The organism is Mucilaginibacter sp. P4_C11, assembly GCF_056402115.1.
Window position 1 is genome coordinate 36,538 of sequence record NZ_JBFUIA010000025.1, and the last position, 26,603, is coordinate 63,140.

The following is a 26,603-nucleotide window of genomic DNA, read 5'->3' on the forward strand; positions in this document are numbered from 1 at the left end:
TTTTTTATTGTTTCATAAACTATTGTTGCTCGGTCATGACCGGATAATCGGTGTAACCTTTTTCTCCCGGCGTGTAGAAAGTCGACGGATCGGCCTGGCTGAGCGGCGCGTCTGCTTTAAAGCGCTCAACAAGATCAGGGTTGGCAATAAAGGGAACCCCGAATGATACGAGGTCGGCATCACCATCGTTCAATACCTGGCCGGCTGTTGCCTTGTTAAATCCGCGGTTAATGATAATAGTGCCATCATAAAGCGGACGGTAACGTTTGGCAACTTCCTCAATAGCCCAGGGATTGCCCGAAACATCGGTAAAAGGCTCGGTCAGGTGCAGGTAAGCCAGGTCATATTCATTCAATTTGGCAACGATGTAATCGTGCACAGCCACGGTTTCCTCGTCGAGCATCATACCCTGGATACCGTGAAGAGAAGGGTTTAATCTTACGCCTACTTTCCTGATGTCGATTACCGTATACAGTTCATCCAGGATGTCGAATAATATGCGCGCACGGTTCTTGATGGAGCCGCCGTACTGATCCTGGCGTTTATTGGAATAAAGATTGAAAAACTGGTGCAGCAGGTAGCCATTGGCTGCATGCAGTTCAACACCGTCGAAACCCGCTTCCACCGCGTTTGCGGCAGCCTGTTTAAAATCATTAATGGTCTTTTTGATTTGCCCCATTGTCATCTCCCTGGCATCTACCGTGTCTTTAAAACCTTCAGTGGTGAATGCCTGGGCCAGCGGATTTAACGCTGATGGCGCCAGCGGAAGTTCGCCGTCAAGCAGGTCAGGGTGCGATAATCGTCCCACATGCCATAATTGGGCGAAAATTTTCCCGCCTTGCTGATGCACCGCATCTGTAACCAGTTTCCAGCCTTCAACCTGCGCCGTCGTATAGATTCCAGGCACATTAAGGTACCCTATAGCGTCACGGCTGACGTAGGTTCCTTCGGTAATGATCAGACCGGCCGAAGCACGTTGCTGATAATAGAGTGCCGTCAGTTCTGTAGCCACATTACCCGGATTAGCCGAACGGCTGCGGGTCATCGGTGCCATTACCATGCGGTTGCTCAATGCAAGGCCATTTAAATTATATGGCTCGAAGATAATTTGATCATTCATTGTTTTAATTTTAAATAGTATCAGGAAGCAGGTTTGCAACCCTGGTTTATCGTTGTTTAATTGTTATTTTATACTTTTTAGTATATTTTATTTCATTTTAATTGTATGTGTTTTTTACTGAATGATATCTGCGGGGTATGGTTGAAGACCCAATTTCGAAGACACTTGCCGTCTTTACAAAAAAGACTTTTTAGTATATTTTATATCAAAAAAATTATATCGCATAACTTTCTAACTCCGCTTTCAGGCTCCTGAGCAAACCGGCCATCGGCTTTGCCGTATTCATCGCCCTGCACATCACAACAGCTCCTTCAACAGCAGACACTGCTTTGAACGCATAGACAGCCGGATTAAGCTGGTCTGAAAATTCACCTCCGGCAATGCCTTGATTTAAAATACTGACAAACAATTCCTGCCCATGCCGGATGACTCCGGCTATTTTTTCTTTAATAGCCGGAAAGTTATCATCGGATTCCACCGCAATATTAAATACAGGACATCCGCCTTTAAGGTAAGTATTCAAAGGGTCTTTATAAAAATCGAGAAAAGCAAATACCTTAGCCTTCGCTGTTTTACCCTTGCTGATAGTTAGTAACATTTTTTCGCCGTTAGTATTTAACATGTGGTCAACAACCTGCAGGGCAAGGTCTTCCTTGCCTTCAAAATGACCGTAAAGGCATCCTTTAGTCAATTTTGTGGCAGCAAGCACGTCGTCTATATTAGCGCCGGATATCCCTTTCTGATTAAAGATAGGGGCTGCTGCTTCCAGGATGAATTGCTTTGTTCTTTCGGCTTTGGTAAGCATATTAGTAAGTTTTACGATACAAAAATATACTAAAAAGTTTAATGAAAAATACTTTTTAGTATATTATATGCTTTGTGATATGAGGATGACAATCATGGTGGTCCTGAAGATTAACTGGAGTCGCGCTTTCTTAATATGCTGCTCAATAAGATGTTATAAAGAGATTCGCTTGCTTTTATTTATTATAATTGGCGAGGAGACGACGCCCGTCATTGGTAATTATTCCGTTTATAAATAACTGGAGCGCTTCAAATAGGTCAGCCGGGTTTCTTACAGTATTATTAAACAGGTAAAAGTCTGCTACCGATATATAAATACCTGCTGTGGCCCGCACATCCAGACCTGTCCGGTACAATCCCATTGCAATGCCATCTGACAAATTTGATTCAATAACCATCTTCAGATGATTGATTTTAAATTCATGGAACGCTTTCATGGCCCTCGGGTACCTTTTTAACATCATGTCGTTAAAAAGGTACCGTACGGCGATCAAATGTTTAAAAATACTTTGTTGAAGAACTAACTCCTGTACCGGGTCATCTGCGGTATCGATATTTGAAGTGATGATGCTTTTAAATTGACCGATCAGCTGGTCAACAACAGCTTCGACAAGGATTCCTTTATTGGCAAAATATTGGTAAACGGTTTTCTTCGACATGCCGGCTGTTTTCGCCAGTTCATCCATTGTTACACTGATGATACCATGATTGATAAAAAGCTGGATTGCAATATCAATCAGGCGTTTTCTTTTATCTTCCATTCCGGTTGCTTTAGTTGTTGACTGCTAACGCTTCAAGGATGTTTTTTAAAGTCGGCCTTAGGGCTGATTTTCGGTTTTCGCGGTAACAAAATTATATACCGCCGACCTTACATAAAAATCAGCAAATGCAGTGGCAACCGTGCTTGAAGCCTGCTGATAAGCAGCCTGGGCATCCAGTACCTCAGAAATGGTGGCCAAACCGGCTTTGTAATTATCCTGGTTAACTTTCAGATTTTCGGTAGCCTGTTCCAGGTTGTCTTTGGCATAGCTGATCTGTGTAAGCTGGTCCTGCATATCATACCAATAGCGTATAATGCCCACTCTCAGCTGGTTTTGCCCGTCGCGGAAATCGTTTTGAGCTATTTGCTCATTGATTCTTTGCTTCTGCATCTTTTGCTTGCCCCGGCCCCATAAACCGCTTGAGATAGGAATACTCAGGGTAACAAAGCTGGCCGGTGCAAAATTGCTCCCGATCCCGCTGTTGATCGATCCCGTCTGTGACGCACTTAAACCGGCTGCCAGGCTCGGCAGGTTGTCGGCACCGGCTAACCGGGTCTGTAGCTTTTCACCGGATATACGTTTGCTTAATAACTGATAATTGGCATTACGGTCCAGGTTGGTATCGGGCTGCAAGGTGGGTAATACCGGGGTGCCGTTTTTATTAAGGGTGTCCTGCATCACCATGAGCGAATCAAAGGCAATGCCGGTATACATAGAAAAATCCAGCAGGGCCACCCGGCGGCCGTTCTGCAGCTTGCTTTTATTAACCAGCAACTGGCTAAGCTGAACTTTTACTTTGAGCAGATCATTCCGGGCAATCAATCCGGATGCCAGCATATCCTTCTGCGTTTTTAGCACCGTGTTAAGCAATGCCTCATTGACCAGTATGGTTTTCTGCTGTTCCTGTATGTTTACCAGGTTCCAGTATTTCTGCTCGGTAAGTAGTATCACAGAATCTGCTGATTGTTTTTTATTGATCTGGCTAACCTGTAGCTGCAATGCCGCTAACTGGTTACCCGTTTTAATTTTGCCGCCAGCATACAGAGTCTCCGTACCGGTCACGCCAAACAGGTAAAAATTATTGATACCTTTTTCTAATAATGGCGGCGCGGCCGATACGAAATCTTTAAACCCGAATAAACCCACCCCGGTTGCACTAACCGAAGGGAGATAATCTGACTTGGCTGCAGCTACATCGGTTTTTGCAGAGCTTATCCTCAGCTCACCATTTTTTAAAGCGTAACTATAGGCTATGGCAGCCTGCTTACTTTGCTGCAGAGATATGATATGCTGCTGGGCCCCGGCCTGCAGACATATAAAAGTGAATATTGATAATAGGAATGTTTTCATGATAATAGACTTATGCAGTTACAGGTTCCGTTGTTTTGCTTTCCGGATGCTTTTGATCCTCCTTGCGGAAGAACAGCCAGTATAGCGTTGGCAGCACGAATAGGGTCAGCAACATGGATAACAGTAACCCGAAACAGATCACAGTACCCAACGGACCCCATAAGGATGACCTGCTGATAACCATTGGGATTACACCCACAGCCGCTGCCGAAGAAGTTAAAAAGATCGGCCGCATCCTGCGTTCGGCAGAAAGTTTTGCAGCTTCAAAAACAGATTTACCCTCATGTAATCGTAGTTCTTCGGCAAAATCTATCAGGATAATCCCGTTACGAACCACAATTCCGCAGAGCGCAAGTAAGCCGAGGAACGACGTAAAGCCAAAGGGATAGCCCATGATAAACAAGCCAAAAGATGCCCCCAATAAGCTTAATGGCATAGTGGTAATACTCAAGAGGGCATGTTTAAGCTGTTTAAAGTGCCACAATAAAATCAGGAATATAAATATGATACTTACACCAAGCGCGGTACCCATCGGGCCCTGGTTTTCTCCCTGTAACTCCAGTTCGCCACCGTAACGCAATTCCACTCCTGCGGGAAGTTTTATTTTTTCGATGGCCGGCTGCAGGTTCAGCAATACGGCATTGGCAACAGCTTCCTGGGTTACGTCCATACGTACCGTCAGCGTACGCACACTGTTTCTGCGGGCAATCTGGCCATCATTCCACTCCGGGTTTATGTCTGCTACCTGCCTTAGGGGTATCAATGTTTTGGTTTGCGGGGACACGATGTTCAGATCACGCAAGGCCGAAAGGTCACTCCTGGAAGCTTTAGGCGATTTGATCTTTACATCTACAGCATAATTGTTTTCCCAAACTTGTGTGGCCGTAATGCCTTCTGAATGCAGGGCTACCGCATTGGCGATATCGCTCTTGCTTAATCCAAGCCGTGCAGCTTCCGCTGTTTTTACATCTATTTTAAGGGTTGGCTGTATCTCGTTATAATCTGTCCGGGCCCAGGTAACCTGTTTGTGCGTTTTACCAATGGCTAACACCTGGTTGGCTACCTGTTTTAAGGCTGGAATATCATTTCCGCTGATCCTTACCTCGATAGGTGCCAGCGCGTTGATCATGTTTAATTGTTTCATCCGCACATAAGCAGCCGGAAACAGGTTACTGTATTTATGCTGATAGTCAACAATCACCTCTGCGGTTGCGTCTTCAGATACTGTTTTGATCAGGATCTGCGCATAATTTTTTGACGGAAGATTTGGCGCATATACGGAGTGGAAACGCGGTGAACTGCTGCCGATAAAGCTGGTATAATTAAGGATACGTTTATCCTGCTTTAATATCTTTTCCATTCCCTTTACCACGCTGTCCGTTTGCGAAAGCCTGTAGCCCGATGGCAGATAGATCTCCATTGCAAATTGGTTTCGTTCTACTTTAGGAAACAACTGTTGCGGCAATACACCCATAATCCCTATGCCGATCACTACCGACAGTACCGCAAAAAACACGGTTAGCTTGTAGTGTTTCATAGAATTGCCGATATGGCTATTAAAGAAATTCTGTAATCGGTCCAGGAATGATCTTTTTTCATCTGCCTTATTATGCAGCAAGCCTTTTTTGATGAACAGCGTATTGAAAAATGGCACCACCATCATGGAGATGATCAGCGACAGTGTCAAAGCGATCATGATGGTTACCGGGAACAGGCGGATAAAATCTTTTGCCGTACCTGTCATAAAAAATGCCAGCGGTACAAAAGTCGCCGATATGGCCAGCGTAGCAGTAAATACTGATGGAAACAATTCCTTGGCGCTGCTAATGGCGGCATCCCAAACAGACATGCCGTGGTCCAGCTTTTCTACGTGGTTATCAATTACCACAATAGGGTCGTCAACTACAATCCCCAGCACTACGATCAACGCGGCAAGCGTAACGGTATCCAATTCTATACCGGCCATATACATAATACCCAGCGTTGCTGCTATGGTAATGGGTATAGTTGCAGCAGCAACCGCGGCAACCCTAAAAGGTAACAATAGCAAGGCAACGCATACCACGCCAATAAGCGCAAAAGCAAACTCTTTCATAAAGTGGCTGATCGAATCATCCACCACTTCCGGCTGATCGGCCAGTTTTACCAGTTGAATATCGGGTGGCAGGTGCTGCTTTACTTTTTCGATATGCTCTTCCAGTTCTTTACCAAACTGCACAATGTTTTTACCGGTGATCATTTCCAGCGATATCACGATGGATTTGGTGCCGTTGGAAGTTACATAGCTGTCCGGCTCGTCATACTCACGTTTCAGGGTAGCTACATCACGAAGATGCACCGAATTACCGCCAGGGTCCTGCCTGATGATCTGCCCGGCAAGTTCGGCCTCGGTTTTATAGTAGGTGCTTAAATGAATGGGCTCATCTACCACCTTTCCTTCTACTTTACCGGTGGCATTAATTGCGCCTTCATTTTGCAGTACCTGCATCACATTATTAACAGATACCCCTTTTTGCAGCAGTTTATTATTATCTACATAAATGGTGATCTGCTCATTCAGGTTACCGGTATGGGATATCTTGGCAACATCCTGTACCTGCCTAAGTTCTGCCTCTATATCTTCTACATTACGCAGCAGTTCTTTATAGGGCCTTGTCTTTGATTCTACGGACAAAAGCATGGCAGACGTATTGCCGAAATCACTATCGATATAGAATCCTTTAACTTCTTTAGGGAGCTGGCTTTGCAATATTAGCATCCCGTTTTTTATCTTGTTCCAAAACGCTTTGGTTTGGATGGCATTTTGGTTATCCGCTACCTCCACAAAGATGTACATCACGCCATCCCGCGAAAAAGAGTAAGTTTTTTTCTTGTTAACCTCGTTGTTGCTAAAAAGGTATTCTTCTACTTTTTTTGTCAGCTGCTCTTCTACCTGTTTGGATGACGCGCCCGGGTATTGCCCCACAATAAGACCCTGCCTAATGGTGAAATCCGGAAATTCGTTTCGTGGCATATTGAAAAGCCCGGATAAACCAAGCAGTACGAGTATGGCCGAAAGCGCAAGCGGGAATACATGGTACTCCATTGCCCATTCAATTAAATTTGAGTTCTTTTTCATGATATGGGCTTATTTACTGACAATGACAGGGGTTTGATCGGCAAGTTTCTGGTAACCTGAGGTGATTATCTGCTCATTACCGGCAAGTCCGGATTGGATGGCAATACCATTGCTGTAAAGCTGGCCGGTAATTACATCTTTCCGCACTGCCTTATGCGCTGCGCCCACTATATAGAGAAAGCTGGCTCCTTTTTCGTCCACCTGAACGGATTGCACCGGAACAATAACTTCTTTAATATTATTGGAAGAGGCAACAGTGCCGGCGGTTTTGCTAAACATCACTTTACAAAGCATGCCGGGCCTTAACTTCATATCGTTATTAGCCAGCGATATTTTAAGGTTATAATTAGCGCTGCCATTAAGCGCTAAAACGCCAACTTCGGTTACCTTGCCCTGCAAAGGCTGATTTCCTAATGCCTCAATTTTTATCGTAGCCAGATTTCCCGCTTTATAGTGATTGATTTCACTTTCGGGCACTCCAACCAGCACCTTCACCGAACGGGTATCCAGCAACTGCAAAACGGGCTGCCCAGGGTTAGCTACAGCTCCTGCTTCGGCCTTTTTTTCACCAATATACCCGCTTACCGGTGCATAAAGGTGTGTATGGGCTATATTCTGGTAGGTTGCGCGGGCAGCAGAGGTTGCCTGTTCATAATTTGATCTGGCTTCCAGCATTTTTATTTCGGAAATGCTGCCTTTTTTAAATACATCGTTGATACGGGTATAATTTTCTTCGGCAAGTTTAGCCTGAGCCAGCTGCGCGTTATACTGGTTACGGTATACTGTTTCATCTACAGCTCCTACCAATTGTCCTTTTTTAACGTAATCGCCGGTTAGTATCGGGAATGACAGAATAGTTCCGGAAACCTGGAAGCTTAAATCGATTGTCTTTTCAGCTTCAAGTGTTCCGTCGTAAACGATCCGGTCTGTGGTTGACGTGGATTCCGCACTCAAATTGAATACGTTTACCGCTAACGTGTCCGGTCCGTTCTTTTGCTCTTTTTTGCCTGAGCAGCCGGAAATCCAGATACCGGCTATCATTGCTCCAGCAAGTGTAAGTTTGGTTTTCATATAATTAAATTGAACATTATTTGTTTTTTTGTCGATTGTTATTCCATTGTTTATTGATCTCGAAACTAATTGTTGTGGGCTGTTAGAAATTAAATATGAACTTAATTTCTAACTTTAACTCCCATTTAGAAAACCTATTTGATTAAATCGTAAGTTTAAATATTTCGACAAATATACATTATTTGTTTTTGTGATGTTTTTAATAATTCTGTCATATTACTAACTCCCTATAATCCGGCTAAACCTTCAAACGGCAAAAAAGTCACAAACAAAAATTGTATTTTTGTCGAATCATGAAAGTAGATCAAAACGATAGCATAAGAGAAGAGATCATCACGGCAGCCGACGCGGTGTTTGAGCGTTACGGCTTTGTAAGGGTATCTATGCAGGATATATCAAATGAATGCAAAAAAGGCCGGAGTACACTTTATCATTATTTTAAGAATAAAACAGAGGTGCTTGACGCTTTATGTCACAAAATATTTTCCAAATGCCTGGAGGAAAGCAAAGCCACGATAAGCAAACGACGTTCTTTTTCGGCCAATATAGAATCATTTAACGAGGTAAAGATCAAACGCCTGCGCGAAGTGGTTTTAAAATATAAGCTGGTTATTGAGGATATGAGGCAGGACCCCTCTTTGCTGATCATGCAGTCGCGCATTATGTCTGAAGAGGAGATCCTGGTGGTGAAACTCATGATCAGTTGGGCATTAGAAAATAAAGAAATCGCGGAACTCAATGAGGAAGACAGCCAGTTTTTGGCTGAAACCTTACAAAGTGTTTTCAAATGCTTTGATCAGGAAATTATCCTTTTTGGAAAGTTTCCGCAATTTGAAAGCAAAATAACCTGGCTGGCGCAAATATTACACAAGGGCCTGATGTAATGCATAGTTCAGATGAATGGTTACGCATACGCACTATTTAATCGTACCCAAGTAGGAAAATATCACCACGGTTTGGAAAGAAAAAATGTTGACTTTCAGGTGCATGAGGATAGATAAAAGAATCTGAAACGTATTTCGGGGAAGAAAGAACAACCCGCGCGGCTGCCCGCCGCCGGCCTGTTCGGGCACCGGCATCGTGGAATATATTATAGGGGCCACATAATAGCCAGGCGCATCCAAATTCTCAGCTGCTGCCACGCCTTGTATCTGGTCAGCATATCCGGAACATCCGGGAAATTCATATTGGATAGCTGATCAAAATTAGGTCTTTATACCATACAAAAGTAAGCAGCTGGCCAAAAAAAGCAGTTACCTTTTGATAAGTAGATGATGACCTGCTCGTTCAGTACAAATCAGTAACTTGCCGGAACAAACCGGATTATTGTCCAAAAGATCTTCAAAATTCACCGAACATTTACTATGTACCAATTGCTACGCGAAAATATTGAACAGCATGTCCAACTTACCGAGGCGGAACTTTCCAGCTTTACGGCACTGTTTGAATTGGAGAAAGTAAGCAAAAGACAAATGCTTTTAAGCGCTGGCGAAGTTTGCAGGTTTGAAGGCTTTGTTACCAAAGGTATATTCCGGGTATATCACATTGACAAAAACGCAGCAGAGCAGATACTTTATTTTGCCATAGAAAACTGGTGGATCACGGATATTGACAGCTTTACTAATGAAAGACCGTCACAGCTTTTTATTGAAGCTATTGAAGATAGTGAAGTGCTTTTAATTTCAAAAAAAGACAAGGAGTTTGCTTATGCAAATTTGCCCAAAATAGAGAAGTTATTCCGGGTAATGACCCAAAAGACTCATGTTGCCTTACAAAGAAGAATGATAGATAATTTAGGTAAAACTGCCGATCAACGCTATGTCGACTTTATAGAAAAATACCCCCAACTTTTCCGGCGCCTTTCTAATCTTCAGATAGCAGCTTACCTGGGCATCAGTCACGAATTTTTGAGTAAAATAAGAAATAAGATCGCTCATAAAAAATAAACTGAATTTCATTTATTGAACTTGTTCAACCTTTTTAGGTAGTTGATGACCGCATCTTTGCATCGTCATTTAAAAACAAAAAAATGAAATCTTTTATTTCAGCAGCATTCTTAATCATCTTAATCTTATTCAAAATGGACGTACAGGCACAAAGTTTCAAAACTATTGAAGCAAACAATCTTAAACTACAGGTTTACAACGCATCAGAAAATAGTTTCGGTGTAGCTTCGGTCATCGTATCAGGAAAAACCGATGCGGTTTTGATCGACGCACAGTTTACCCTGGGAGATGCCGAAAAGGTAGCCCGGGAAATCAAAAATTCAGGTAAAAAACTAACCGCTATTTATGTTTCATATGGCGACCCTGACTTCTACTTCGGATTGGAAGTATTCAAAAAATATTTCCCTGAAGTGACGGCTTATGCTTCACCGGCAACCGTAGAGCATATTAAAGCGACGGCTCAAAAGAAATTAGATGTTTGGGGCGGCCAATTGGGTAATAAAGTTACTTCAAACGTTGTTTTGCCGCAGGTGCTAAAAGGAAACAGTATTGACCTGGAAGGCCAGAAATTAGAGATCATTGGCTTAGAAGAATTTCCGGCTAAAACTTTTGTATGGATACCTTCCATCAAAGCCGTGATAGGTGGTATTAATGTTTTTGGAACTACTTTCCATCTTTGGATGGCTGATGCACAAACAGCTGAAGCCCGTAAAGAATGGATCGGCGTTTTAGACAAAATTGAGGCATTACATCCTGCTATCGTGGTTCCCGCCCACGCTAATTCTGCAAGTCCGTTCGACGAGAGCGCAGTGAAGCATACAAAAGATTATATCCGGTTCTACGAAGAAGCTTTGAAAACCAACAAAACATCAGCGGCGCTGATTGCTGCGTTAAAAGCAAAATACCCTGCGCTTACTTTTGATATCGCCTTACAAATTGGTGCCAAAGTAAACACGGGCGAAATGAAATGGTAAAATTATCAACCTTGTTCAACCTGACAACGCTAATTGTGTTGTCGGGTTGTTCCTTAAATAAAAACAAAATGACAAATTTAGAAATTGTAAGGAGCACATACGAGGGGAAAACTTCTGAAGAAAACGGTAAAAACCTGGCTAAATATGTTTCAGAAAACATCACCTGGACCGAAGCTAAGGGCTTTCCATATGCAGGCACTTATATTGGTTTAGATGAGGTTACCAGGAATGTATTTTACCGCTTAGGCAGCGAATGGATAGATTATAAATTTACGCCCGAAGACTATGTTGCCGGCGATGATAAAGTGGTTGCCTACGGCACTTACACCGGTACCAACAAAGCCACCGGTAAGTATTTTGAAGCAAGGGTAGCACACATTTGGAAGTTGAAAGATGGAAAAATTACCAACTTTGAGCAATTTGTTGATAGTCAACCCGTAAACAATTCCATGAAGTAATAAGTATTCCTGTTGCTTTAATTGCTATTAAGTACCCGGTAAATTACCAGGCTAAAGAATACCTTATTTAATTGGGAAGTCGGTGTTAAACCAGCTTCCCAATTTCAATTACCTAAAAAATTGTCCTAATCTCTTTTGCGGGAATGCCTCCGACAACAGTATTATCGGGAACATTTCTGCTGACGACTGCGCCGGCTGCAACGACAGCGTTTTCGCCGATGGTGACACCGGGTAAAATGGTTGCAGCCGCACCAATCCAGGCATTTCGTTTAATCAAAATAGGTTTGCATAGCATCCCTCGCCGGTCTGCCGGATCAAGCGGATGATTCTCCGTAATAAGATTCACTTTCGGACCAATGAGGACATGGTCTTCTAAGGTGATGCCGCCCATATCCAGAAAGGAACAGGCATGATTGATGAAGACATGTTTGCCAAGGTTTATGAAGCGACCGAAATTGGTATAAAACGGCGCAAATACGGTAGTACTCCCGTCCAGCGAGGTGCCAATAATCTCGCTAAGTTTCGCCCTAAGCTCATCTACATTGGTTGCTGCATTTAGTGCCGGTGATAAAGCCAGTGTGCGGCTGACCACCTCATTTACCCTGAAAAATTCCGGATCATCCAGCCTGACGAGTTCTCCCGCTTTCAATCTTTCGAAAATATCTTTCATCATATCGTTAACCTTTCAGTTCTTTTGAATAAACCATTACAACGCGCGCAAAATCCTTGAAGAAATGCCAGATGCGCTTCTTTATAAACCTATATAATGGGCCTTACCGTTCTGCAGCATGCATCTTCCATTTGTCCTATGATAGTTGCCTCGTTTCTGTTACAGGTATTAAAGATAGTAGTTAGCGGCAATTTTATTGATACTGTTTTTTGCTTTTTTAGACTCCATTTTATCAATCGCTTATTTAAAAAATTTCATTAAATCCGTACTGCTAAGATTGTTATTTGGTGCAAAACTCTTACCGCCAGCATATTTTATCAAACTATACCTGAGTTGCCGTGCCACCGGCCGCTCGGTCAGGTTATGATGTATATCCATAGTGCAAATGGTAAGCTTACCATCACCTACTTTGAATTCTAATATATCAGCCATATTCCTGTTTTTTAAAAAAATTATCTATTACGCGAACTATCGGATTGGCCCGAAAGGGAAGCATATCAGTAATCATCGTTTTTGAATTGCTTACCTAATCCCACCATTGCCAGTCACTGTAATAAGCCGTAGGGAAATCAGCAAGGGTGGGGTGGGTTGACCAACAGGCCCATTGTACCCGGCTGATCCGGAAAAATGCACCGGGCTCCAGAAAACCTGCGCAAATCGGCCGTTAACACCTTTTATTGCCGCAGTATCCGGGTTCAGGACAACGAAATAGCAGCCACCAACTGAGCTAAATCGTTCGTTATATATCCGTCAATATTTACTTTCAAAAAGCGGTAGGTCATACATGACTCTCGCCCAAATTTCCAATTCTTTACAATTTTTCTATCAATTGGTTCGAAAACAGCCAACTGTGAGGAAGACGCAACAAGCATTTATGGCCCAATATACTCCGATAACAAAATACTTAAGCCAATAAAAGCCGGGGATCTCACTCCCGACTTTATTAATCAGCTTAAATACTAAAGGGGCTCATGCCATGTAAAACGTAGGGCCGATATTCTTACAGCATCTTGTTGTTTCTCTTTTACACTTTTTCAAAGTTGCATTCCTGATTAAAGACGCTTTAGCATTATTTTTCTAAAAATGGATAATCGGTATAACCTTTTTCCCCACCACCATACATGGTAGCTTGTTCTATGGTATTGAACGCCGCATCCAGTTCGAACCGCTTTGGCAGATCAGGGTTAGCCAGAAATAAGCTGCCGTAAGCGATTATTTTGGCGATACCGTTTTCCAGTTCTGCTTCCCCGCTATCTTTATTAAACCCGCCATTGGCTATAACCAGGTGTTTACTTATACTACCGAAAGTTTCTACAGCATTCTTAGGGTAGTGAGGGTAATTATCTAAAGGGAACAAGCCATTCATCAGATGAATATAGGCCAGTGGCAATTCATTCAATGCTTCGATCAAAGGTTTGAATTGAGCAACGGGATCACCGTTTTCTATATTGTTATAATAGATAGTTGGCGATAGCTTAATGCCAACCTTGTCGCTTCCTGACGCTTCAACCAGTTCCTGCATAACTTCCAGCACGAAGCGGTTCCTGTTCTCAATGTTGCCGCCATACTCATCTGTCCGGAGGTTTGCACTTTCCGATAAAAATTGGTTAGGTAAATATCCGAATGCTGCATGTAATTCAACACCATCGAAACCGGCATCGATAGCATTTTTGGCAGCCTGACCGTAATCCTTAACAACCTGTTTGATCTCTGCGGTAGTTAACTCCTGAGGCGTTTCGTACTCTTTCGGCCCCTGGGAGGTGAAATGCTGCTGCCCTTTTATCCCGATCGCCGACGGTGCCACCGGAAGTTTTCCTTTTCTATCCACTGAATGCCCAACGCGTCCGGTATGCCAAAGCTGCGCATAGATCACGCCTCCTTTGTCATGAACAGATTTTGTTACTTTCTTCCAGGCCTCAATTTGCTCCTCGCTGTAAAGCCCAGGGGTAAATGGACTGCCCAGCGCCTGTTCCGAGATATTGATGGCCTCCGTAAAAATAAGACCGGCACTGGCGCGCTGCGTATAGTATAATACGGTCGGGTTTGATACAACTCCCTCAAGGTTAGCCCGGCTGCGGGTCATTGGTGCCATTGCGATGGCGTTTTGCAATGTTTCTTTTCCTAATGTTATCTTTTCTAGTAATTTCATGGTCTCTTTTTTATTATCTTATTGATATCTGTAAATTGTACGGTTTGATTTGGAAGGTATTTCCTCAGATCAGCCCCTGATCGACTCTGTTATTGAATAACTACAAGAACAACTTTACCGTTAACTCCGCCAGCCGACACAAAGTCCTGAGCTTGAGCCGCTTCATCTAATGGTAAAATTTTTGCAACGATGGGACGGAGTTTTCCTTCATTGACTAAAGCCAAACCAGCGACCAAACTCCCCGCTGAGATATTTGAACTGATAAACCGTGCGTCAACCTGGTACTTTTCCGCTAATGTTGCGGAAGGCGGGATTACTATACTGAATAATTTGCCTCCGGGCTTTAACACTTCAAAAAGTTTATGCTGTGATTCGCCACCAGCGCAATCCACCACCAGGTCGATATTGTTAGCTAACAAACTAACGTCTTGTGATTTATAATCTATCACCTCATCCGCACCAAGGCTTTTCACTAACGCGATGCCTTGTCCGGATGCCGTTGCGATAACATAGGCCCCGGCATTTTTTGCCATCTGCACCATAGTTGCGCCTGTTGCCCCCGCAGCGCCCTGAATTAAAACTTTCTGATCTTTCGTTAATTTTCCCTCGGCAAATAATACCGATTGAGCGGTGCCGATATTAACCACCAGGGAGGTTGCTTCTTCAAAGGAGGCATTAGTGGGCTTAATAGCTACGTGACTTTCATTTGCAATCGCGTATTCGGCATAACCGCCTTCTCTGGTCACAGCGATCACCTGGTCACCTGCTTTAAATTGGGTTACCTTTTCTCCTGTGGCAACCACGATCCCTGCTACATCTGCACCCGGTACAAATGGCAAATTGACAGGGCGGATTTGTTGCATAATGCCGCTGCGTAATTTTATATCCAAAGGATTTACGCTGGCTGCCTTAACTTGAATTAAAACTTGGTTTTCATGGCTGATTTCAGGCTGAGGTACCTCAGCCACCGCTATCACATTGGAATTGCCAAACGCCTTATATTGTATTGCTTTCATTATTTTTTACTTGGTCATATTTAACTATATGACAAAAGTAGAAGTAAAAAAATGGGCAAAATAACCGAAAAGGACACAAGAATAGTCCTATCCGATAAATGACAGTAGATTAGATAAAATAAGTTCTATGAAGAGGTCGAAAATTTTTTCGGGGTAATGCCGTACTGCTTCCCGAATAACCTGCTAAAGTGGCTAAGGTTTGAAAACCCCAACTCGTAGCCAACCTCAGAAACGGAATGTTTAGCCTGTTTCAACAGAAAAGCCGCTTCTTCCATTCTGGCTTTTTGGTAATAATTATATATCGTATCACCAAATGTTTGCTTAAAAAGCGGCCTGAGTTTCGTTTCGCTCATCGAAGCGATCAGCGCTAATTTACTTAAAACAGGTGGGGTACCCAGATCACTCAATATCTCGTTGCGAATGACCAGCAATTTTTCTGCATCGTTACTGTTTATGTTTTTAAAAGTCGTGTTCTCCCTAAGTGACAACTTGCTAAAAAGCAGGTACATTAATTCCTGCACCTTAATTTGTACATAGAAATTATTCAGCGAGTTATTCATGTCGACGGATACGATATTTTTAAGCAGCAATTGCATCTCAGCATCCAAACTTTCGAAAAAGAGAAAGGAAGCATTTTTCGCTGTAATGGTTTGTATGGTCGTATTAGGCTTTTCAATGGATAGAACTGAGCGCAATCTGTTAGCAGTAATCCCAACTACTACATATTGAATATTGCTCCTGGCAGGAAAACGAATTTCCGTGCGCAAATCATTTGAGGATAGGAGTATGGAAGAGTCATTTTTTGGTGAGCATGATATGTTTGTATCATTATGATATTTAACTTCAAGATCTTCCCTGTCATTATAAAAGAAAATGGTACGAACATCATTAGCTATTGCAGCAGGATTGCGTTTAACAATCAGATCTTCATTCAAAACATAACGATGTATCGTTAATTTGAAATCATCCCCAAACCCAACTTTACGTACATAACCTTCTCCTAATGTCTTCGGGATTTCCAATACATTGTCCCTTACTGGCGCATTGATCTGCTTTGAAAACAGTGTTATAAAGTCAAAACCCGGGGCAGTTGTAAATTCAAAGATCATCGCAGGAAGTAATTGTTTAATATGTCTAAGGGTATGTAAATTTCTCCAAAAAAATTACTTTCTTTCAATACATTTCCATTGATGATGAGTATTTGATATATAAATGGAAGATAATTAAATCCTGCAGGATTATTTGCAATATTTAATTTTTACTCAAAGTTGCTATAAAACAAAAATTGATTGACGTAACTATTTTGGAGCCCACCTCGGTTCGAACCTATTTCCTTAAAATTAGTTGTCGTTTATGGCGCATTTATTTACCGTTAAATTTTTATTAAAAAAGCTCTGCCAAAAACACCCCAAAATGCATAAAAAAATCAAAAACCGCTCTCGGCGCATCAAAAAGGGTGTTTGCTTGTTGCAATGGAGGCCCTGCAAAATCCGATATTCTCCATTTAAATTCCTCTTTATCATATGGATGTTCGGTATGATTTTTATTTTAATTATTTGTTGAATTATTGCCAGGATCGATCGAATGCCAAGGAAAGGTGGTTCGTTTTGTTTTTCATTTGCTTTTTTTAACCGGACTTTTATACGGCAACCTAAATCTTTCGCCGTGGAAGATCATTTCCCCCTGGCTGAAGTGCAGACACCATTAAAAGGTTAGTTTAAAATTCTTTTCGATCAATTTTGATGACCTGTCGCGGAGCAACCGCTGTAACCCTTTAGACCCATCCGCTATCCTGGACCTGACGGACGTGGAGGAATAGGAGCGGACAATTCTCTTAGGATAACCCGACTGCAAGATTGAATTAAAAGCATTTCTCTGCAAGATTGTCAATGACCATACGGCATTGAAAAAAAGAGATCGATGGCTATGTTTCGCTGCCGGAAGTCAGAAAGATTAATGGCGCCATCGTGGAGCGGAATTATTTACAGATCAAACAGGATATCCGGGATATTATTGAGCTGGAAATAGAGCGGTTGCCGAGCGACCCGGCGTTATCGCATTTAATAATAAAGTGAAAGAATATGGGGTCAATGACTTTTTGCGTTTTGTCGTTCAGCTGTCAAATCCCTAATATACTGGGTCGGTGTTTTACCGTATTCCTTTTTAAACGCTTTAGTGAAGTAAGATTGGGTTTGGATGCCCACCCTATAAATTACCTCGGTGAGAAGCACATCTTCATGGGTCAATATTTCGATTGCTTTTTTAAGCCGGATGCTCCTGATAAACTCATTGGGGGCCTGGCCCGAGATCTCCTTGATTTTATGATAGAGCTTGGTACGGCTCATGCCTATTGCTCCGCAAAGCTGCTCTACGTCAAGATCGGGATTGCTTAGTTCTTTATCAATAAAGCTTAAAAGCGTATCTAAAAATTCTTTATCCTTTGTGGAGTGTACCAATTCGCGCACTTCTATATGATGATCCTTTAAATAACGATCTTTTAGTTTTTGCCGCTGCTCAAAAATATTGCGGATAGATAGGGTAAGCAAGTTTATACTAATGGGCTTGGGCAAATATAAATCCGCACCCGAATCGATACCCTCAATCTCGGCTTGCAGGTTGGTTTTTGCCGTGAGCATAATAAATGGGATATGGCAGGTATTGATATCTTCTTTAATTATTCGGCAAAAATCAACCCCGTTAAGCCCCGGCATCATTACATCGCTGATAATGAGGTCTGGAAATTCGTCCCTGGCTTTTGCTATGCCTTCGTTGCCGTCGGCAGCTTCGGTAATGACATACAAGTCGCTCAGCGAACTCTTGACAAATGATCTGATCTCCTCATTGTCTTCAACCACCAGGATGCGGTGTTGGTGTTTGCCGATTGTTAACCCTTGTTTTTCGGGATATATTTGTGTATTAGAGCCGGGGTAGTCTGCAATAATGCTTTCCAACCTGGTTCCGCCTTCCTGCGTGGTTTTTGTCCATTTTTCGTTGGGCTGATAATCTGTCTCTGAAACAGGCAGCCCAATAATAATGTCTGTTCCCCGGTGCCGCTGGCTGTACACATAAATATCACCTTTGTGCAACACGGTAAGGCTTTTTACAAAGGCCAGCCCAATACCCGACCCCAGATGCGATTCGGTAATGCGGTAATAGCGTTCAAAAAGGTGCTGAATAGATTCTTTTGAGATGCCGATGCCATTATCTGATATACGAATGTAGGCATACCTGGCTGCCCGGAAGTTGTTTTTAAGGATAAGTTCGTTTTCATAGCACGATTTAAAGTTACGCAAGTCATCCAGCACTGCTATTGTAATACAGCCTTTGTCGGGCGTGTATTTTAGCGAGTTATTGATGAGGTTGAGTATTATTTTCTCCAGTACTTGCCTGTCGAACCAGGCGGCCGGCATCTCTGCTCCCGAAACAACGTCTAATTTTATATTTTTTTGATTAGCCGCATCTTTAAATTCTGTTGCCAATTCTGCAATAAAGGCCGGGAGGTTTCCCTGTATAACGTCGAGTTTAAGTATGCCGGTTTCTACCTTCCTGAAATCCATCAACTCGTTAATCAGTAGTAACAGCCGGTTGGCGTTGCGGTACATAACCTCGTAGTACTGGCTCGATGCCGATTGCCCTTTTTGTAGGAGCGTCTCCAACGGACCTAATATCAGCGACAATGGCGTACGAAACTCGTGCGAGATATTGGTGAAAAATTGCAATTGCTGCTGGTGCATTTCTTCTTTCCGCGACTCTTCTAACCGCCGCAGGTCCAGGTTCTTTTTAAAACGGAGGAGTTGATAAATGCTGATAAGCAAACCCAGTGCAGCCATGGTACGGAACCACCAGGTGGCCCAAAAAGGAGGGGTAATTGAAATAGTTAAAGATGTTCCTTTGGTATTCCAAACGCCATCGTTATTGGCGGCCGTTATGATAAAAGTATAGTTGCCGGGTGCAAGGTTGGTGTAGGTAGCCTTACGCTCATTGGTAACATGCCAGCCGGGATCAAAATCCTGTAGCCGGTACCTGTATTTGTTGTTTTCGGTGGCTGTGTAGTTGAGTGCTGCAAAATATAACGTTATGCTTGATTGCCGGTAGTTAAGCTTTACGGTTTTGGTTACGCCAATATCATTACTCAAAGGCGAGCCGGGCGTATCTGGCAAGATCATTTTATCAAACACCTGGAAACCGGTAATATAAACCGGCGGGATATACCCGTTTGCTTTAATGGAAGCCGGGTTAAAAACATTAAGCCCGTTAACCCCGCCAAAATAAAGGTTACCGTTTTTTGCCTTTAAGGATGAGTTAGCTTCAAATTCCTGCCCCTGTAGGCCATCGGCAATATTGTACCTTGCAAATTGCAGGCTATTGGGGTTAAATTTTATCAAGCCGTTTGTTCCAGATATCCAAAGGTTACCGGCGCTATCCTCTTCAATACCTTTGATCGTGGCTGTTGCCAGGCCTGCTTTATCGGTATAAATGTCAAACTTGTTTTTTGTTGCGTTAAACAGGTAAAGGCCGTTTTGTCCAAGCCATACCCTGCCTGCATGGTCAACAAAAATAACCCGCAGATCGGGCAGCTTTTCCAGGTTGTTGAAATAATGGCTAAACCGTTTGGTCAGCAGGTTATAGCGGTTTAAGCCGCCATCATCAGTGCCAATCCATAGGTTTTTATGCCCGTCTTCATTTAGCGAAACAATATTGTTGCCCAGTATCCGGGTTTGCTTGTCGGGGGCTTCTTTAATCCGCCTGAACTTGTACGTTTGCTCATCCATCAAATTAAGGCCGCCATAATAGGTGGCTACCCAAAAATTACCTTCGCTATCTTTTATAGCCTCCTGAACATAGTTGGAACTGATGGTGGTTTGATCTGCGGGATTATTGGTAAACCGTCTGAAATTACCCGTGGTTTTATCCAGGCAATTTAGCCCTCCGCCCCAGGTACTTATCCACACTTTTCTTTCTTCGGCTTTATAAATATCCAGTACGGCGTCGGCAGCAAGGCTTTGGCTGTTGCCGGGGTTGTTACGGTAATACTTAAAAGTATTTTTTACCGGGTTGTAAATATTGATGCCACCGCCGTCGGTACCGATCCAGATCTGGTGCTGCTCATCCTCGCAAAAAGTCCTGACATCATTGTAACTTAAGCTGTTGTTGTCGGGCTCGTTTTGCAGCAACTTAAATTTATTGGCCTTGGGCGTATACAAGTTTACCCCGGCGCGGTGTGTGCCTACCCATAAATTGCTTTGATCATCCTCAAAAATTGATGATACCGTTCTTTGCGATAAGCTGCCGGGGTTTTCAGATTCGTTTTGATAATTGGCAAAGGAGTTGTTTTGCGGATTAAAAAAACTTAACCCGCCGTTAATGCCCCCTGCCCATATATTCCCTTTTCGATCAACCAACAGGCATTTAACCTGATCGTTGGCCAGGCTACCCGCGTTGTTTTGCTGATGCTGATAGCGCTTAATCGTGTGGTTTTTAAAATTAAGCAGCATTAAACCACCGTTTTCAATCCCCAGCCACAGGTTATGCTGATAATCTTCCTGTATGGTATTAACCGGTAAATTAATTGCGCTGTAACCGGTTAAATGTATATCGGCACTAAAGGTGTGCTTATTTCTATCGAAACTGTTTAGCCCGTTTGCTGTCCCAATCCATAAATCACTTTTACTATCCTCATAAATATAATTTACGGCACTCCTGGTTTGATTATAAAAATGTGCGAATGAGTTTGTTTTGGGCAGATATAGGTTTAAGCAACCATCGGCAGTGCCAATCCACAAATTGCCCTGCCTGTCGTTATAAATACAATTGATAGTGTTTCCGGATATACACTGCTTACTGCCAGCCTGGTATTTAAACCGGGTAAACTTATTTTTAAACTGGTTAAACCGGTTTAATCCATTACTTGTACCTATCCATAGCTCATGGTTGCTGTCCTCGTAAATACAACGGATGTAATCGTCGCTTATACTGCCGGCATCGCCTGTGTTGTTTTTAAAAACTGTTATTTGATAGCCGTCATAGCGGTTTAAGCCATCGCGGGTGCCAAACCATATAAAACCACGGTGATCCTGGTAAATGGCTTCAACGGTACTGTTTGATAAACCCTGGAAGCTGTTGATATGGCTGAACTTTAATTTAGGGGCCTGCGCACTTACCGGAAGAAAACAAATAAAAGCATTAATCAGCATCAGGGCCAACAGCCTTAAAACAATCATTTTTGGGGGTTGGGCAGTATGTGCATTGAACATCGTTACTGTACAGATAAAATTATAAGCTGGCTTTTGTCGGCTGGTTATGTTTGGTAACAGCAATATTAATAATAAATGTTAACAATACAGCTGTAAGGTACCGTACAGCCTCAATCATCTTAAATTATAACAGTTTGAACCAAAAGTATAATGATTTGGACAAGCCGTTTTCTGTTTTATACCTGTCATTTGTACAAATAAACCAATGGCTTTTTCTTTTCAAACAGGACAAAGGTCTTTTTCAAACCAATTAAACTTATACATATGCAAAATTCTACTTTCCATTTTTGGAGGCGGTTTTGTCTGCTGGCATTTACGCTGGCAACTTTATCTACCTCCGGTGTTTATGCCCAGCAAACGGTTACGGGTACAGTAACCGCTAAGGAGGATAGCAGCCCGTTACCCGGTATTACGGTGCTTATTAAAGGAACCTCGCAGGGAACCGCAACAGATGTTACAGGCAAGTTCTCAATTAAAGCAGCCGATGGGGCGGTGCTTTTATTCCGGGGTTTAGGTTACGATCAAAAAGAGGTAACAGTTAAGGGTAGTAGCTTAGTCATTACTATGGAAACCAAGGCAAACGGCCTCAACGAAGTTGTGGTGATAGGCTATGGTACAACTACCCGCCAAAATATTACGACGGCTGTAACCAAGGTTGATCCAAAGAAAATTCCGCAGTCAGCCAACAGCTCTATCCCCCAGTTGTTATTTGGGCGTGCTTCTGGCTTGCAGGTTTCGCAGGGCAGCTCACAGCCGGGCGGTAACATTAACCTTTCCATCAGGGGCCGCGGCAACCCCTTATACGTGGCAGATGGAGTGATATTCCCCAACGACGCCCTTGAGCCGGGTAACGGTACCATTGCCGGCGAAACCAATGGTGTAAGCCGTGGTGGCCTGGCAGGTTTAAACCCGGATGATGTGGAATCTATAGAAGTTTTGAAAGATGCCAGTGCGGCAATTTATGGTGTAAATGCCGCCAACGGGGTTATCCTCATCACTACAAAAAAAGGTAAATCGGGCAGGTTGAACATCACTTATAACGGGAGTTACTCTTTTGAAAAAAACTATCCATACCTGCAGCCACTTCAAGCAAACCAATACGAAACCTTGTACAACCAGCTTATTGTTGACCAGTACCTGGGCGCCAAACTACAGCAACCTTACGGGCCTAATGCTCAATCTGGTGTTCCCTCACCTAAATTTACTGATGCAGATATTGCTGCAGCCGGCAACGGAACGGACTGGCTGGGACAGATCTTCAGAACAGGTAAAATCAACAACCACCAGGTCAATATTAACGGTGGCAGCGAAAAAGCTACCTATTATTTCTCTGGCGGTTATTATAACGAAGAAGGTACTTTAAAGGGCGCAGGGCTTACCAAGTATACCGGCCGGGCCAACCTATCATTTACACCCGCTAAGTTCTTTACACTGAACGCCAATTTTACGGGCAATACCAACAGTTATATCAATTCATCGTCGGGCGGGCAAACAGGTGGTTCGGGTACGCAGGGCTTTGGTATTATACAAGCCGCGCTGGGTTATCCAGCCAATGTACCGGTACGTGATGCCAATGGTAATTATACCCGTTACGGCGTTATTGCTAACCCTGTATCGCTGCTTGATGTGCAGGATAATACCAGCTATCATTCATTAAGTGCCAACTTATCTGCCGATTTTAAAGTTATTCCGGGTGTTTTGGCCGGTCATATTTTGTTTGGCGATAACTATGAGGCGGCCAACCGCAGCTTCTTTGTTCCGAGCACGGTTTTCTACTTTTCGCAAAACCTGTCAAGGGCATCGTTAAACTATAATAACCGCGAGAATCAGACCCTGGAAGCCACAGTTACCTTTAAAAAGGATGTCACCGGCTTTTTAAACATTGATGCCGTTGCAGGTGCAGGCCAATATAAAAATACTTATAACGCATTTGGAAGCCAGGGCGCCGGCGGTGCCGATGTAATCGGTAACACCAATTTATCTGCTGAAACTGCCAATATCGGAATCACGTCGCTTAAAACAGCCAGTAAAACGCGCTCGTATTTTGCACGTAGCTCTTTCAACTTTTTAGATAAGTACCTGTTAACCTTATCGTACAGGTATGATGGCTACAGCCTGTTTTTCCCGAATACCAAATACGCCTCGTTCCCGGCCGTATCTGTTGGCTGGAAGATCACCAACGAATCATTTATGAAAGACGTGGCATTTATAAGCCAGCTTAAACTGCGTGCAAGCGTGGGTACCACGGGCAGTACTATCGGATCGGTGGGTTACGGCGGTTACGCGCCGGATGGCAACACGCTGTTTTTTAATAACGGCAGCGCCAATTACGTAACCATCGCCCGGTACGCTATTGATCACCCCGAATTAACCTGGCAAAAAACAGAAAACAAAAACATCGGGCTTGATTTTGGTTTCTTTAAAGACCGTGTTACCGGATCTGTCGATGTGTTTAAGGATGATATAACCAACCTGTTGAGAACAACAGGACCAACTGCTCCGCTATCCTACCTGTCAACCCAGCCGGTAAACGGCGGTCACCAGTACAGGCAGGGGTATGATATCTCTTTATCTACACAAAACATTAAGTCGAAGGATTTTAGCTGGAACTCGGCTATCAACGTATCGCATTTTACCTATAAATGGAAAAGCCGCTTTGTGTACGATAACCTGCTTACTTACCAGGGCGTAACCTACCAGGCTGTTAACGATCCGGTAGATGAGATCTACTATTTTAAAACAAAAGGTTTATTGCAGGCAGGCCAAACGGTACCTGCTTCGCAGCCAACATCAGGTGGTGCAAACCTGGCGGGCGCTCCAATATATGTTGATGCAGATGGCGATGGTAAATTAACCGGCAGCGATATCTATAAACTTAATCCCGATCCTAAGATCAGCATCGGTTTCGGTAACGATTTTCACTACAAACAATTCGACCTGAGTATCTTCTTTTACGGCCAGTTTGGTGGTAAATCAATCAATTACAATTATGCCTGGGCCGATCCGGCAAGTATAGTATCCAGCACCCAAAGCGGCACTGTACAAGCGCTTAATGTGTGGACATCGGTAAACCAAAGTGGCACAAGGCCTGGTGTAAACTACATTGAAAACGCAACCGGGTTGCCGCAGGGAACAGACATTAACCTGGTAAGCACCAATTTTGTGCGTTGCCGTAACCTTACATTGGGTTACACCATCAACTCGCCATGGCTTAATAAGTTTACCAAATCGGTACGCGTTTTTGCCGATGCACAAAACCTGTTCATCATCACTAAATACAAAGGGGTTGATCCAGAGGTAAGCTATGCCAGTGTTAAAGGCGGTTATGCGCCGTACCCAATGTTCAGAACGTTTTCTTTTGGCTTAAAAGCCGGATTCTAATTCCAAATCAGTAACCGACATGAAAAAAATTATAACCATATGTTTAATAGCTGCCGCGGTAACCGTAAGCAGTTGTAAAAAAGGACTGGAGCCGCAAATTTACGGCTCGCTGTCAACCACCAATTTTCCTAAAACCGAACAGGATTTTGTGAACTATGTTACCGAAGTTTACAAGCCCTTTCAATCCAAATGGGGTTACAATGACCCGGCAGGATATCAAAACGACTGGTTTAGCCCCGAATATGGCGATATCATGATGTTTGATTACCCAACAGACCAGTTAAATATCTGGACCGGCTGGGGTGGCATCTTTACGCAGTTTAGTACAGCCAGCTTTACGTTTCTGGCTAACCAGGGCACTGGTAACAACCATTTCGAAAAAATAAGGTTTGTAACCCGCATTACCCAGATTATTGATGATATCAGTAAATCAACCATCAGCGACGATGCCAAAAAGGAACTGATAGCCGAAGCACGAATGTCTCGCGGGTGGAATATGTATTATCTTTTGCAATTATATGGCCCGGTACCCATGATCCTGGATGCAAGTAAGATCAATACCGCTGCAGAAACTGACCTTACCCGGCCAACAAGGGATGCTTTCCTGGCATCAATAGTTGGCGATTTAAGTTACGCGGCAACTAATTTGCCAAAATCGCCTTCAGATTACGGACGGTTTAACCAGGCTATCGCGCTTACAGTATTGATGCGCACTTACATGAACGAAAAGGATTTTGTGAATGCCGAAAAAATTGGCAGGCAGATTATTACTATGGGTTATTCACTGGTTACCGATTATGCCAGCCTGTTCAATGAATCAACAGAGAAAAATAACGAAACCATGTGGGCGGTGTCCTGCATTCCAGATCAGGACGGCAACGAAAACCATGGCAGCTTTAACCCATGGGATTTTTATACCTACCCCAAAGATTATCCCGGCAACCGTATACATGATTCATTTGCAGGCGGCGATGCCCCCGTATCATCCACCTGGGCATTTTATAACTCATTTGATGCGGCAGATAAAAGAAGAAGCCTCCTGATAGCAAGCTATACCAATAAAAGTGGCGTGGTACGTAACCAGGCTAACGGTTTGTCGGGACCGGTTGTAGCCAAATACCCCGATCTGGGTGGCGCATCATTAAATGCTTACCAGGGCAATGATATTCCCAAAGCCCGCCTGGGCGATGTAATACTGATGCTTGCCGAAGCTATTAATCAAAACAGCGGTCCAACTGCCGAAGCTGTAGGCCTGGTTAACCAGGTACGTTTAGCACACGGTGGTGCTGCCATAGGCAATGTACCTGCATCGGCAACGGCAAACAAACAAGCGTTTGATACCTGGATATTGAAAGAACAAGGCTGGGAAACCTACTTTGAGGGTTACCGCAAAATGGACCTGATACGGCACGGTCAATGGCAAAATGCATTGTCGTCTGTTGGTAAAACAGCAGGGCCATACCTGTTCCCCGTACCTACTTATGAAATTACGGCCAGCAAAGGCAAGCTGACGCAAACACCAGGCTATTAA

General features: G+C 43.3%; 18 protein-coding genes. 6 read left to right on the top strand and 12 right to left on the bottom strand.

Annotation, left to right across the window (positions count from 1 at the left end):
• Positions 1-19: 19 nt before the first annotated feature.
• The 6 genes from AC1DU2_RS21450 to AC1DU2_RS21475 all read right to left on the bottom strand — a co-directional run bounded on the left by AC1DU2_RS21450 (position 20) and on the right by AC1DU2_RS21475 (position 8,224).
• Positions 20-1,120 carry an alkene reductase gene (locus AC1DU2_RS21450; protein WP_477386733.1) on the bottom strand — a complete coding sequence of 367 codons (1,101 nt, stop codon included), beginning with the start codon at positions 1,118-1,120 and terminating at the stop codon, positions 20-22.
• A gap of 214 nt (positions 1,121-1,334) precedes the next feature.
• A complete protein-coding gene (locus tag AC1DU2_RS21455) occupies positions 1,335-1,925 on the bottom strand; it encodes a TetR/AcrR family transcriptional regulator (protein WP_477386735.1) in 591 nt (196 codons plus the stop codon).
• Between the two features lie 175 nt (positions 1,926-2,100).
• Positions 2,101-2,685 carry a TetR/AcrR family transcriptional regulator gene (locus AC1DU2_RS21460; protein WP_477386737.1) on the bottom strand — a complete coding sequence of 195 codons (585 nt, stop codon included), beginning with the start codon at positions 2,683-2,685 and terminating at the stop codon, positions 2,101-2,103.
• A 57-nt stretch (positions 2,686-2,742) separates the two neighbouring features.
• A complete protein-coding gene (locus AC1DU2_RS21465; RefSeq protein ID WP_477386739.1) occupies positions 2,743-4,035 on the bottom strand; it encodes a TolC family protein in 1,293 nt (430 codons plus the stop codon).
• A gap of 10 nt (positions 4,036-4,045) precedes the next feature.
• Complete coding sequence (locus AC1DU2_RS21470; RefSeq protein WP_477386741.1) at positions 4,046-7,153, bottom strand: efflux RND transporter permease subunit; 3,108 nt, start codon at positions 7,151-7,153, stop codon at positions 4,046-4,048.
• Between the two features lie 9 nt (positions 7,154-7,162).
• Positions 7,163-8,224, bottom strand: a complete 1,062-nt coding sequence (locus AC1DU2_RS21475) for an efflux RND transporter periplasmic adaptor subunit (protein ID WP_477386743.1) — start codon at positions 8,222-8,224, stop codon at positions 7,163-7,165.
• A 293-nt stretch (positions 8,225-8,517) separates the two neighbouring features.
• On the opposite strand from AC1DU2_RS21475, the gene AC1DU2_RS21480 reads away from it, so the two are divergent.
• From AC1DU2_RS21480 to AC1DU2_RS21495, 4 genes are all read left to right on the top strand, one after another.
• Positions 8,518-9,108 (top strand): TetR/AcrR family transcriptional regulator, encoded by a 591-nt coding sequence (locus AC1DU2_RS21480; RefSeq protein ID WP_477361932.1) that lies wholly within the window; start codon positions 8,518-8,520, stop codon positions 9,106-9,108.
• A gap of 489 nt (positions 9,109-9,597) precedes the next feature.
• Positions 9,598-10,170 (top strand): Crp/Fnr family transcriptional regulator, encoded by a 573-nt coding sequence (locus AC1DU2_RS21485; RefSeq protein WP_477386745.1) that lies wholly within the window; start codon positions 9,598-9,600, stop codon positions 10,168-10,170.
• 83 nt (positions 10,171-10,253) lie between these two features.
• Complete coding sequence (locus tag AC1DU2_RS21490; protein WP_477386747.1) at positions 10,254-11,144, top strand: MBL fold metallo-hydrolase; 891 nt, start codon at positions 10,254-10,256, stop codon at positions 11,142-11,144.
• Between the two features lie 68 nt (positions 11,145-11,212).
• Positions 11,213-11,602, top strand: coding sequence for a nuclear transport factor 2 family protein (locus AC1DU2_RS21495; RefSeq protein WP_477361938.1), 390 nt, complete (start codon positions 11,213-11,215; stop codon positions 11,600-11,602).
• Positions 11,603-11,714: 112 nt separating this feature from the next.
• Here the strand turns inward: AC1DU2_RS21495 and AC1DU2_RS21500 are convergent, their stop codons facing one another.
• From AC1DU2_RS21500 to AC1DU2_RS21525, 6 genes are all read right to left on the bottom strand, one after another.
• Complete coding sequence (locus AC1DU2_RS21500; RefSeq protein ID WP_477386749.1) at positions 11,715-12,275, bottom strand: DapH/DapD/GlmU-related protein; 561 nt, start codon at positions 12,273-12,275, stop codon at positions 11,715-11,717.
• 237 nt (positions 12,276-12,512) lie between these two features.
• Positions 12,513-12,704, bottom strand: coding sequence for a hypothetical protein (locus AC1DU2_RS21505; protein ID WP_477386751.1), 192 nt, complete (start codon positions 12,702-12,704; stop codon positions 12,513-12,515).
• Between the two features lie 637 nt (positions 12,705-13,341).
• Positions 13,342-14,421, bottom strand: a complete 1,080-nt coding sequence (locus AC1DU2_RS21510) for an alkene reductase (protein ID WP_477386753.1) — start codon at positions 14,419-14,421, stop codon at positions 13,342-13,344.
• An 89-nt stretch (positions 14,422-14,510) separates the two neighbouring features.
• On the bottom strand, positions 14,511-15,437 hold the full coding sequence (locus AC1DU2_RS21515; protein ID WP_477386755.1) for an NADP-dependent oxidoreductase: 927 nt from the start codon (positions 15,435-15,437) through the stop codon (positions 14,511-14,513).
• Between the two features lie 125 nt (positions 15,438-15,562).
• Positions 15,563-16,546 (bottom strand): helix-turn-helix domain-containing protein, encoded by a 984-nt coding sequence (locus AC1DU2_RS21520; RefSeq protein ID WP_477386757.1) that lies wholly within the window; start codon positions 16,544-16,546, stop codon positions 15,563-15,565.
• Positions 16,547-17,524: 978 nt separating this feature from the next.
• Positions 17,525-21,658, bottom strand: a complete 4,134-nt coding sequence (locus AC1DU2_RS21525) for a hybrid sensor histidine kinase/response regulator transcription factor (RefSeq protein WP_477386759.1) — start codon at positions 21,656-21,658, stop codon at positions 17,525-17,527.
• A gap of 297 nt (positions 21,659-21,955) precedes the next feature.
• Here AC1DU2_RS21525 and AC1DU2_RS21530 point away from each other — a divergent pair, with 297 nt between their 5' ends.
• Together AC1DU2_RS21530 and AC1DU2_RS21535 are read left to right on the top strand one after the other, a co-directional pair.
• Positions 21,956-25,072, top strand: coding sequence for a SusC/RagA family TonB-linked outer membrane protein (locus tag AC1DU2_RS21530; RefSeq protein ID WP_477386762.1), 3,117 nt, complete (start codon positions 21,956-21,958; stop codon positions 25,070-25,072).
• A gap of 19 nt (positions 25,073-25,091) precedes the next feature.
• Positions 25,092-26,603: a RagB/SusD family nutrient uptake outer membrane protein gene (locus tag AC1DU2_RS21535; RefSeq protein WP_477386764.1), complete on the top strand. Its 1,512-nt coding sequence runs from the start codon at positions 25,092-25,094 to the stop codon at positions 26,601-26,603.